The 12025-nt window shown below is 40.3% G+C and carries 9 protein-coding genes; 3 read left to right on the plus strand and 6 right to left on the minus strand.

Features of this window, described 5'->3' with window-relative positions; all coding sequences use genetic code 11:
• Positions 1–10 precede the first annotated feature (10 nt).
• The 5 genes from H5157_RS10370 to dapB all read right to left on the minus strand — a co-directional run bounded on the left by H5157_RS10370 (position 11) and on the right by dapB (position 7289).
• Positions 11–1069, minus strand: coding sequence for a S66 peptidase family protein (locus tag H5157_RS10370; protein WP_182695624.1), 1059 nt, complete (start codon positions 1067–1069; stop codon positions 11–13).
• 158 nt (positions 1070–1227) lie between these two features.
• Positions 1228–1704 (minus strand): transcription elongation factor GreA, encoded by a 477-nt coding sequence (gene greA / locus H5157_RS10375; protein WP_004335404.1) that lies wholly within the window; start codon positions 1702–1704, stop codon positions 1228–1230.
• Between the two features lie 48 nt (positions 1705–1752).
• On the minus strand, positions 1753–4971 hold the full coding sequence (gene carB, locus H5157_RS10380) for a carbamoyl-phosphate synthase large subunit (protein ID WP_039487473.1): 3219 nt from the start codon (positions 4969–4971) through the stop codon (positions 1753–1755).
• Positions 4972–4987: 16 nt separating this feature from the next.
• Positions 4988–6124, minus strand: coding sequence for a glutamine-hydrolyzing carbamoyl-phosphate synthase small subunit (gene carA / locus H5157_RS10385; protein WP_182724650.1), 1137 nt, complete (start codon positions 6122–6124; stop codon positions 4988–4990).
• Positions 6125–6485: 361 nt separating this feature from the next.
• Entirely contained in the window at positions 6486–7289 is an 804-nt protein-coding gene (gene dapB, locus H5157_RS10390) for a 4-hydroxy-tetrahydrodipicolinate reductase (protein ID WP_182724651.1), read from the minus strand.
• A gap of 354 nt (positions 7290–7643) precedes the next feature.
• Here dapB and H5157_RS10395 point away from each other — a divergent pair, with 354 nt between their 5' ends.
• The 3 genes from H5157_RS10395 to H5157_RS10405 all read left to right on the plus strand — a co-directional run bounded on the left by H5157_RS10395 (position 7644) and on the right by H5157_RS10405 (position 11093).
• Positions 7644–8957 carry a Na+/H+ antiporter NhaC family protein gene (locus H5157_RS10395; RefSeq protein WP_182724665.1) on the plus strand — a complete coding sequence of 438 codons (1314 nt, stop codon included), beginning with the start codon at positions 7644–7646 and terminating at the stop codon, positions 8955–8957.
• A gap of 132 nt (positions 8958–9089) precedes the next feature.
• The gene (locus H5157_RS10400) at positions 9090–9878 is read left to right on the plus strand and encodes a nucleoside-binding protein (RefSeq protein ID WP_149602436.1); all 789 of its coding nucleotides are present in this window, start codon (positions 9090–9092) and stop codon (positions 9876–9878) included.
• Between the two features lie 198 nt (positions 9879–10076).
• A complete protein-coding gene (locus H5157_RS10405) occupies positions 10077–11093 on the plus strand; it encodes an alpha/beta fold hydrolase (protein WP_024597205.1) in 1017 nt (338 codons plus the stop codon).
• Positions 11094–11204: 111 nt separating this feature from the next.
• On the opposite strand, the gene H5157_RS10410 is transcribed toward H5157_RS10405, so the two are convergent.
• Entirely contained in the window at positions 11205–12002 is a 798-nt protein-coding gene (locus H5157_RS10410) for a M48 family metallopeptidase (RefSeq protein WP_004335391.1), read from the minus strand.
• Between the last annotated feature and the right edge of the window lie 23 nt (positions 12003–12025).

Genomic DNA, 12025 nt, shown 5'->3' on the forward strand with positions numbered 1-12025 from the left:
GCGATAAAAACTACGAAAGTTGAATATTTAACGATGCGCGATCTACTATACCTTCGTTTATATCAGCAACTAGCGTACAGGTAGCACCATTTACCAAATTTAAGTTAGGTTGAACGTGCCCTATATCCGCATCAAAAATTACAGGAAATAAACACCCACCTAGCGCTACATCTAACGCATGGCGATAATCAAAGGCATCGTAATGACCTTGTGTTATTTCACTTCGCCCTAAAACCAAGCCATTGATATCATCAAATATACCGGCTAATTTTAATGACAGTAAAAATCGTGCAACGGTTGTTGGTGTAAGTTCTGAGTTTTCGAGGTATAAAATAAGCCCTTCGGGCGCACTGTTCTTTTTAAACTCATGCAGCGCTAAAAATGGCGAGTCGAGCAATAAACCTACGGTATCTAAACACCCACCAAATAACCGACCAGACATTTCTATGGTACGTTTATCTGTGTAGTTTAAACATTGCCAGTTTGTGGGCTCACTCGGGCTGAGTAATTCGTTCGGGTTTTGCGCGTAATTAGGCTTATTTTTTTGGTATAAAGAAGAAGGACCTTGCTCAAACTTACTACCGGCTTCGTAGGTCAGAGTTTCAAATATTTGTAAGCTGTACGGATTTTTTTCATCTGGGTGTAACTGCATAAGATTGGCGCTGTGGAGGGTTGCCCATTGGCACTTAGCAGTGAGTGCACATGCAATAGTACTCACATCAGAAAAACCAACTAACCACTTAGGCTTTGCTTCTTTAATGGCGTTAAAATCAAGTAGTGGCAGTATTTCCATTGCCAGCTCACCACCCATTGGCGGCATAATCGCATCTATTTCATCATCTAATAAAAAACCCATTAGCTGCTTAGCATGCGCTTTAGCATTAAGCTGTTCACGTGGTTTGTTTTGACGTAAAAACTCGCCTTCAACAACATTATACCCTCGTTGTTTTAGTCCATTTATAACAATATCTAATCGTCCGTGATACTTTTCTTTTAGCCCAGATGAAAGCGAGCAAATAGCAATTTTAGAACCTATTTTTAAAGGCGCTGGGTAAAGTATATTAGCCATTGAGTGTTCCTTTTAATGAAGTGATTATGTACCTATATCATCATGCTCACTCTTTATGCAATATGAACACCCTTATCAGTATAGTGATTTATTTAAGGCATAAAAAAACCGATGTAAATACATCGGTTTTTATTTAAAACGTTAAAGTGAGTTATGCGTTAAAGATACTCAACTTCAATGATTTCGTACTCAACGATACCTTTTGGCGTTTGGATAGACACTGCATCGTCTACTTGTTTACCAATTAAGCCACGTGCAATCGGTGAATTAACAGAAATTAAGTTGTTTTTAATATCTGCTTCATCATCGCCTACAATACGATATTTTACTTCAGCATCTGTATCTACATTTACTATAGTTACTGTGGTACCAAAAATAACTTTGCCCGTATTTGGCATTTTAGTTACGTCGATTATCTGAACATTTGAAAGTTTAGCTTCAATTTCTTGAATACGACCTTCACAAAAACCCTGTTGCTCACGTGCAGCGTGGTACTCAGCGTTTTCTTTTAAGTCACCGTGTTCACGCGCAACAGCAATGTCGGCGATAATTTTTGGACGGGTAACTGTTTTTAATTCGTTAAGCTCTTTGCGCAGTAAATCTGCGCCACGAACTGTCATCGGAATTGATTGCATACTTTTCTCACTTAACACCAAGGCCCTAGTTGGCCTTGGCACATTTCCTTAGTTCAATCGCAGGTGTAGCTCTTGAACTGACGTTACTTTACTACGGTCATCTGCTTTGTTAGCAGTACAGTTAGCAAAAGCCGCGTTCAAGGTTGTCGTATAGTTGGTTTTATTTTGCAATGCACCACGACGTAACACCTTCGAATCTTCGATCGCTTGGCGACCTTCGGTGGTATTAACGATATAGCTGTACTCTTTATTCTTGATATAATCAAGAATATGCGGGCGGCCTTCATATACTTTGTTTACACGTCGTACTTCAATGCCAGCTTCTTCAAGAGCTTGTGCCGTGCCACCCGTTGCGTCAAGTTCAAAACCTAAGTCGGTCATAATCTTGGCTAATTCAACAATGCGTGGCTTATCGCTATTACGAACAGATAATAACGCGCGACCACCGCGTGGTAAAGTGTTGCTTGCACCTAATTGTGCTTTTGCGAATGCTTCGGCGAAAGTATCACCAACACCCATCACTTCACCCGTTGAGCGCATCTCAGGGCCACGAATTGGATCCACACCCTGAAACTTAGCAAATGGTAAAACAACTTCTTTAACGCTGTAATAAGGAGGGATCACTTCTTTAGTAATACCTTGGCTTGCCAAAGACTGACCCGCCATACAACGAGCGGCCACTTTTGCAAGCGCTACACCGGTTGCTTTTGATACAAACGGTACAGTACGTGCGGCACGCGGGTTAACTTCAATTAAGTACACTTTGCCATCTTTTACAGCAAACTGTGTATTCATTAAGCCAACAACACCAAGCTCAAGCGCCATATCTGTTACTTGCTTGCGCATTACATCTTGCACTTCTTGCGATAAAGAATGTGCTGGTAATGAACATGCTGAGTCACCAGAGTGAACACCGGCTTGCTCAATGTGCTCCATGATACCGCCAATAATTACTTGCTCGCCGTCGCAAATTGCGTCAACGTCAACTTCAATTGCGTTATCTAAGAAACGGTCAAGTAATACAGGTGCTTCGTTTGATGCAGATACAGCTTCGGTCATGTAGCGACGTAAGTCGTCTTCATCATATACAATTTCCATTGCACGACCACCTAGTACATACGACGGACGTACAACTAGTGGAAAACCAATTTCGACTGATTTAAGTAGTGCTTCTTCAGTTGAAGTTACTGTTGCATTTTCTGGCTGAAGTAAGTTCAAACGCTCAACAAGTTGTTGGAAACGTTCGCGGTCTTCTGCACGGTCAATCGCATCAGGTGAAGTACCAATTACTGGCACACCATTCGCTTCAAGCTCACGTGCTAATTTAAGTGGTGTTTGACCACCGTACTGCACGATAACGCCTTTTGGCTTTTCAACACGTACGATTTCGAGTACGTCTTCAAGTGTAATTGGCTCAAAGTATAGTCTATCAGATGTATCGTAATCAGTAGAAACCGTTTCAGGGTTACAGTTAACCATAATGGTTTCATAACCGTCTTCGCGAAGCGCAAGCGAGGCATGTACACAACAGTAATCAAATTCAATACCTTGGCCGATACGGTTAGGACCGCCACCAATAACCATGATTTTGTCTTTATCTGTTGGGTTTGCTTCACACTCTTCATCGTAAGATGAGTACATGTAAGCTGTGTCTGAGCTAAATTCTGCGGCGCACGTATCAACACGCTTGTATACTGGCACGATGTTTAATAGGTGACGTTTTTTACGAATTTCAGCTTCAGATACACCAGCAATTTCAGCTATACGTGGATCTGCGAAACCTTTGCGTTTAAGTTTACGTAGGAAGTCGGCATTTAAACCAGCCATACCTACTTCACCAATTTTTGCTTCGTCTTTTAAAATATCTTCTATTTGTACTAAGAACCAGCGATTAACTTTAGTCAGCTCATAAACATCATCAACGCTCATACCATGGCGCATTGCATCGGCAATGTACCAGATACGCTCAGCACCTGGCTCGCGTAATTCGCGGATGATTTTTTCTTTCGCTTTAGGGTCATCAAGTGCAACTATTGGGTTAAAACCTGTTGCACCCACTTCAAGACCACGTAATGCTTTGTGTAATGATTCTTGTTGGTTACGACCAATCGCCATTACTTCGCCAACCGATTTCATTTGCGTAGTTAAGCGATCGTTAGCACCGGCAAATTTTTCAAAGTTAAAGCGAGGAATTTTTGTTACAACGTAATCGATTGAAGGCTCAAAAGACGCTGGAGTTTTACCGCCAGTAATATCGTTTTGAAGCTCGTCAAGCGTGTAACCTACTGCTAGCTTTGCAGCAATTTTAGCAATTGGGAAACCCGTTGCTTTTGATGCAAGTGCAGATGAACGTGATACGCGTGGGTTCATCTCAATGATAACCATACGGCCATCTTCAGGATTAATACCAAACTGCACGTTAGAACCGCCAGTTTCTACACCAATTTCACGTAATACCGCCATAGAGGCGTTACGCATAATTTGGTATTCTTTGTCGGTTAGCGTTTGCGCTGGTGCAACGGTGATTGAATCGCCAGTGTGAACACCCATAGGGTCAAAGTTTTCAATGGTACAAACAATAATACAGTTATCGTTTTTATCACGTACAACTTCTGTTTCGTACTCTTTCCAACCAATCAGTGATTCATCAATCAATAATTCGTTTGTTGGCGATAAGTCTAAACCGCGCTCACAAATTTCTTCAAACTCTTCCATGTTGTAAGCAACACCGCCACCGGTGCCACCCATGGTGAAAGAAGGACGAATGATACATGGTAAGCCAATTCGGCTCATTGTATCTTTAGCTTCTTCCATTGAGTGAGCAATTTCAGCACGAGGACATTCAAGGCCAATGTTTTTCATTGCTACGTCAAAGCGTTCACGGTTTTCTGCTTTGTCGATTGCATCCGCCGTTGCGCCAATTAGCTCAACGCCGTGCTTAGCCAACACACCGTGCTTGTCTAAATCAAGTGCACAGTTTAATGCTGTTTGACCACCCATTGTAGGCAGTACTGCATCTGGCTTTTCTTTTTCAATAATTTTTTCTACCACTTCCCAGTGAATTGGTTCGATGTAGGTAGCATCGGCCATTTCAGGATCGGTCATGATAGTTGCAGGGTTTGAGTTAACTAATATAACTCTATAGCCTTCTTCTCTAAGTGCTTTACACGCTTGAGCACCAGAGTAGTCAAATTCACAAGCTTGACCAATTACAATTGGGCCTGCGCCTAAGATAAGAATGCTTTTTATGTCGGTACGTTTTGGCATTATTACTCCAGTTAAATTAGTGTTTACGCGCTTGCATCAAATCGATGAAGTGGTCAAATAATGGTGCTGCATCGTGTGGACCTGGACTTGCTTCAGGGTGACCCTGGAAGCTAAACGCAGGCTTATCAGTACGATGAATACCTTGAAGCGTTCCATCAAATAACGATTTATGCGTGGCACGAAGCGTACTTGGTAGGCTTGATTCTTGAGCTGCAAAACCATGGTTTTGAGCTGTGATCATAACTACATTACGGTCTAGGTCTTTAACTGGGTGGTTACCACCGTGGTGGCCAAATTTCATTTTTTCTGTTTTAGCACCTGAGGCAAGGGCTAATAACTGATGACCTAAACAGATACCAAAAATAGGTGTGTCGGTTTCTAAAAAGGCTTGAATGGCTTCAATAGCGTAAGTACATGGCTCAGGATCACCAGGGCCATTAGATAGGAAGATACCATCAGGGTTTAAAGCAAGTACGTCAGCGGCAGAAGTTTGCGCTGGTACTACTGTAAGTTTACAACCACGGTCTACAAGCATACGTAAAATATTACGTTTTACACCGAAGTCGTAGGCAACAACATGAAACTTTTCATCAGCAGCGTCAAGGGTTTTAAATCCTTCACCTAATGTCCAGCTTGATTCGCACCACTCAAAATTTTCCTTGGTTGAGACAACTTTTGCTAAATCCATACCTTTTAAGCCTGGGAAGGCTTGCGCGGCTTGTAACGCTTTATTTTCGTCTAGCTCGTCACCGGCAACAATACACCCGTTTTGTGCGCCTTTATCACGCAAAATTCGAGTTAGCTTTCTGGTGTCGATGTCCGCAATACCTAAAATATTACGTTCTTTTAAGTAATCATCTAACGATTGCTCGTTACGAAAGTTACTTGCTAGCAGTGGCAAATCACGGATCACTAGGCCTTTAGCCCAAATTTGATTCGCTTCTTCGTCTTCGCTGTTGGTACCCGTATTACCGATATGTGGGTACGTCAAAGTTACGATTTGTTCCGCGTATGATGGATCAGTCAAAATTTCTTGATAACCAGTCATAGACGTATTGAATACCACTTCACCGACTGACATGCCGTCAGCGCCGATTGCAGTACCGCGAAACACTGTGCCGTCTTCTAGGACTAACAGAGCGGATTTAGTCAAGTTAAACCTCCTAACAGTAAAAAACGGGAGTAAGCAATTGCTTAACACCCCGCCAATACCCAGAGGGATCGTCAAAACCAGATTTTTGTGAGCTTAAATTGTTTTACGCAGTCTTAAATGATGCAGATGTAAAGCATTCAACCTTCAATCATTTTTCTTGCCTAAAACTATTTTCATTCCCACTGAAACCCTGGATTTACTAGCCACTTGGGTATAATTGGAAACACGCATTTAGTAATTTTTGGCAAATTGGCTGCATATTACATGAAGTTGCTATTTAGGTCTAACATTATTTGGTTAATTGTTACAAATAAGTCACTGTAGGTGAAATTAGACCCAAACAGTTAAAATAGTAACTAAACTACTTAAGATCTAGCACATCTTGCATATCATAAAGTCCAGCAGGTTTGTTTTTTAACCAGCTTGCAGCCCTTATAGCACCTAGAGCGAACGTCATTCTCGAACTTGCTTTATGTGTTAATTCAAGCCTTTCGCCCATTGTAGCGAAGTATGCGGTATGTTCACCTACTATATCGCCCCCTCTTAGGACAGAATAACCAATCTCATTTTGAGATTTCGCTGTTTCTACTTGGCTTCGGTCATATACCGCAACCTCGTCGTGATCCCAGCCTTTCGCTTGCGCGATTGACTCACCTATTGCCAGTGCAGTACCCGATGGTGCATCTATTTTATAACGGTGATGCGCTTCAAATATTTCGATATCTAAATCGTCACCAAATTTAGTCGCTGCAGTTTGCACAAGGTTAAGTAATACATTGACACCTACGCTGTAATTTCGCGCAAATACAATAGGGATATGTTTAGCGGCATCGTGTAATAGCGACATATCATCATTTGTTAAACCTGTTGTGCCAATTACCATAGGAATTTTTTGTGCAACAGCTGTTTTTAAATGGTTTTTCATACCCGCTGGCAGCGTAAAGTCGATTAAAACATCTACATCATCTATTGTACTTTCGTCGCTAAAGCTAACACTGTTATCGGCTGCGCTATTTACTTGATTTACATTAATGCCCAATAGCGATGAACCACTACGAACATATGCGCCTGTAAGTTGTGTTTGCTCTTTAATTGTCGCGGCTTCTAATAGGGCTAAGCCCATTCTGCCGTTAGCACCAAAAACACCTATTCGATTTGTAGTCATGGTTTTTACCTAATTTAATTTGAATCCGTTTATTAGCTATATATCCGGACATTGCAAAATACGCAGGTGGGTATTTTTATGCAGTTGGATAAATATTAATCGCTGAAAATCGCGTTGCTTTATAGATATTATCTAAAAGTCATGCAATAGTCAGGTGACCTTTTAATTTAATAATAATAACAATACCAGTTTACTTTAGCCATCTATACATTTAAACTTCTCTTTCGCGTCGATTTGGTCTTTGGCTTGCGGACGCTGCGGCTAACAACTTTTTAAAATAAAAAGTTGTACTGCTAAATTCAGCTAAAAGAGGAGTTTTGGCTGTGATAAATTTTACTGGTTATGAGGATTATGATGCAGCCATCATTTAATAAAAACAAAGCAATACTTTCTTTACTTCCCCTACTTACCTTTGTAGCGCTATTTTTAGGCTCAGGTTTGTATTTGCAATCGCAAGGGGTTGATTATGCTTTTTACCAACTACCTGCACCTGTTGCTATATTGCCCGCCATCATGCTTGCGTTTATTTTAAATAAAGGCACGGTAAACCAATGTGTAGAGACCTTTATTAAAGGTGCCGGACACAACAATATTATTACCATGTGTTTAATCTACTTACTTGCAGGTGCTTTTTCGGCTGTGGCAAGTGCAACCGGTGGTGTAGATGCGGTAGTAAATGCAGGCTTATCGCTTATTCCACCTTCGTTATTGCTCCCTGGTTTGTTTTTAATTGCGGCCGTTGTTTCTACTGCAATGGGAACGTCAATGGGTACGATTGGCGCCATTGGCCCTATCGCTTATGCGGTATCAATTAAAACGGGTATAGATCCAGCATTAATGGCCGGTACGATTGTATCTGGCGCTATGTTTGGCGATAACTTATCTATTATTTCAGACACCACTATTGCAGCTACGCGCACGCAGGGCTGTGAAATGAAAGACAAGTTTAAAGAAAATCTTAAAATTGCAGTCCCTGCAGCCATTCTAACAATCGCCCTGTTGTTTTATTTAACACCTGCTGCACAAGTAGTTGAAACTAAAGACTATGATATTTGGTTAGTACTTCCTTATGCCTTTATTTTAGTGTTAGCAGTTGCCGGCTTGAACGTATTTGTAGTGTTGTTTAGCGGTATTATTTTTGCCGCATTAATGGGCTTTACCGGTAGTTACGAAGGCGCAAGCTTTGTAAAAGACATTTACAAAGGCTTTACTGATATGCAGGAAATATTTTTACTTTCTATGTTTATTGGTGGCTTATCTGAATTTATTCGTATTAATGGTGGCCTTGATTACATTGCTCAAAAAATTCAAGCGATTACTAAAATCATTGCAAAATGGCACCGTAAAGTGGCAGATCAATTAGGTATCGCTGCGTTAGTTTTAACAAGTAATATATGTATTGCTAATAACACAGTGTCTATTATTGTCGCGGGTCCTATTGCTAAAAAGCTAGCAGATGACGGTGAAATAAGCGGTAAACGCTCTGCCAGTTTACTTGATATATTTGCCTGTGTAACACAGGGTTCATTGCCATACGGTGCCCAAGCATTGTTATTAGGTGCTACGTTTAAAATTAGCCCGTGGGAAGTATCAACGTCTTCTTATTACTGTTTTATTTTAGCATTTACAGCCATTGCAGTTATTTGCTTACGCCGCAATAAAGCATAATTTAAACACCGACACTATGTTGCAGCTTAATAAGTAAGCTGCAACATATGTTAAAATAATACTCTACATATCAATCACTTTTGCTATAATGCGCGCCTTCGCGTGTCACTAAAATTATAGTTAAATACAGATATGAAATTTAAAAAATTACTTCCTCTCGTTACTTTTACATCAATTGCTTTATCGTCTTCTGCTTTTGCGGCTAATTGGAGCAGCACAGCACTACATATTAATAATGGCGACCAAAAAAACCCATTTACTGAGCAAGAGTCAAACACCACTGTTTACTCGGTTCAACATGCATCGGGTTACGATTACGGCGATAACTTCTTTTTTATCGATTACAGTAAAGACGATACCGATGATGGTTACCAAGATGCTGATTTTTATGGTGAGTGGTATTCAACGGTAAGCTTATCGGCCATTAGCGGCGAAAAAATTGGCGCAGGCGCATTATTAGATGTTGGCCTTACCGGTGGTATTAACGTTGCTGGCGACGCTAAAGTAATGAAATACTTGCCTGGTGTTAAATTAAGCTGGGATGTACCTGGGTTTAACTTTTTTCAAACGCTATTCACAGCTTACATTGACGATAGTGAAGGTGTAGCAAAAGGCGGGGCTCCTATTGAAACAAATAGCTGGATGCTTGATGTTGCCTTTGAATACCCTTTTAATATTGGCTCACAAAAATTTAGCTTTAAAGGCCACGCTGAATACATTGCAGAACGTGAAGATGAATTTGGTAACGATGTAGAGGCGTGGATACTCGCACAGCCTATTTTAGTATGGGATATGGGCCACGCTCTTCAAATGAAAGAAAACACACTACTGTTGGGTATGGAATTACAATACTGGCACAATAAACTAGGTACTGAAGTCACTGAGTCAGTGCCACAAATCCATATTGAGTGGACGTTTTAAGCTTTAACGATACTCGTTTTACCCTACATTAATAAGCGAAGCTCTATTTTAGCTTCGCTTTTTTCATCTCCAAATTAAACAACGTTGAGCATGACAAAGCCTCAATTGAATAGTACTTAATGTTTGGTTACTATAATGAATTATTCTGAGTTTTATATATTAGAGCTCATATTATTTGTCCTTAATTGGAGTAACCAAATGTCGTCGATTAAAGTTATTTGCTTTTCTACTTTATTGTTATTAACAAACAATGCATTAGCGAGCACAACGCAAGATACCTCTTCACTTTCTTATGATGCACTTTTAAGCAGTTATCAGTACGACTTTAAAGTAAATTACTTTAACATTGAATCACAAAAACAGTCCCTTAAAATGGCGTATATTTACTTAAAGCCTACCAAATCCGACATGCCTACAGTGACGCTTATGCACGGCAAAAATTTTAATGCAGATTACTGGACTACCACTGCGCAATACCTGCAATCTTTAGGCTACGGCGTATTAATTCCTGATCAAATTGGTTTTGGAAAATCATCTAAACCAACTAATTACCAGTATTCATTTGCGGCTCTTGCTCATCATACTCATGCGTTAATGGACTCACTTAATATAAAAGAGTCAATTGTATTAGGGCACTCTATGGGTGGGATGCTAGCGAGTCGTTTTGCACTAATGTACCCAAACACAACTAGTAAATTAATTTTACTTAACCCTATTGGGCTTGAAAACTACCTGCAGTATGTTGATTACAAAGATACAAATTTTTTCTATAAAAACGAATTTTCAAAAACGCCAGAAGGCGTAAGAAAATACCAACAAAAAAATTACTACGATGGTAAGTGGAATACCACATATTCAGCCCTAACCGACTTTATAACAGGGCAAATACAAGGCCCAGATAAAGAACAAATGGCATGGGTAAATGCAAAAACATACGATATGATTTTCACTCAACCTGTAATAACCGAATTTAAAGATTTAGCAGTACCGGTTAAATTAATTATTGGTACACGCGATAGAACCGGCCCTGGCCGTAACTGGAAAAAAGACGGTGTTGATTACGAGCTTGGTCGATATGATAAATTAGGCAAACACGCTGCAACACTTATCCCTGACGCACAATTATTTGAACTGGATAATTTAGGGCACCTGCCGCACATTGAAGATTTCGAACGCTTTAAAAATGTATTTAAACAAGCACTTGCTGCTGAATAACCACGCTTAAAAACTAAAATAAAACCCCTGTAGGTAAAATACTTACAGGGGTTTTATTTTAATTACGCATTAATACTAAACGTACACTACTTCAGATAGTAAAGCGCTTAACTACAGTGTGCATTGTGGGTTTTTACCCTGTGCTTTAGCAGTGCTTTGCTCGCTAAGTGCTTTACTCATTTGCGCTTGTAGATTTTTAATACGGTTACTTGGCGCTGGGTGAGTAGATAAAAACTCAGGGGTTGTACCGCTGCCCGCTGCACTCATATTTTCCCAAAGTGTAACCGACTCTTGTGGATTAAACCCCGCCTGTGCCATTAAATCCAGACCTATAGTATCGGCTTCTGATTCGTGAGAGCGGCTAAATGGTAAAACAACTCCATATTGTGCGCCCAAACCTAAGCCTTGCATAATTTCGTTACGGTATTGAATATTACCCATTTCAAGTGCAGCACTACCAAGCTGCATACCGGTATCTAAAATAGAGCTTTGTGAAACACGCTCATTAGAATGCTCAGCAATTACGTGCCCTACTTCGTGCCCTAGTACTGTTGCTAGTTGGTCTTGATTGGTGGCTATTTTTAGTAAGCCCGTATGAACCCCAATGTAACCACCAGGTAGTGCAAAAGCGTTAGCAGATTCATCTTCAAATACTACTACTTCCCAATTTTGCGACGCGTATTCTTTTGGTAATACAGCGACTACTTTTTCAGCAATACAATTTACATAAGAATTTGTTTTAGCATCTTTATTAATTGGTTGGCTTTTTTTCATATCTGCAAAGCTAGCAGTACCCATTTCACTCATTTGTTGATCTGAGTAAAGCGCTATTTGAGTACGTCCTGTTGGTGACGTTTTACAACCGGCTAAAACGGCTGTCGCTAATACTGCAAGTACTAGTTTTTTCATGATAATTCTCTTAAGTAATGAAT

The organism is Pseudoalteromonas sp. SG43-3, from assembly GCF_014164385.1.
GTDB classification, from domain to species: domain Bacteria; phylum Pseudomonadota; class Gammaproteobacteria; order Enterobacterales; family Alteromonadaceae; genus Pseudoalteromonas; species Pseudoalteromonas distincta.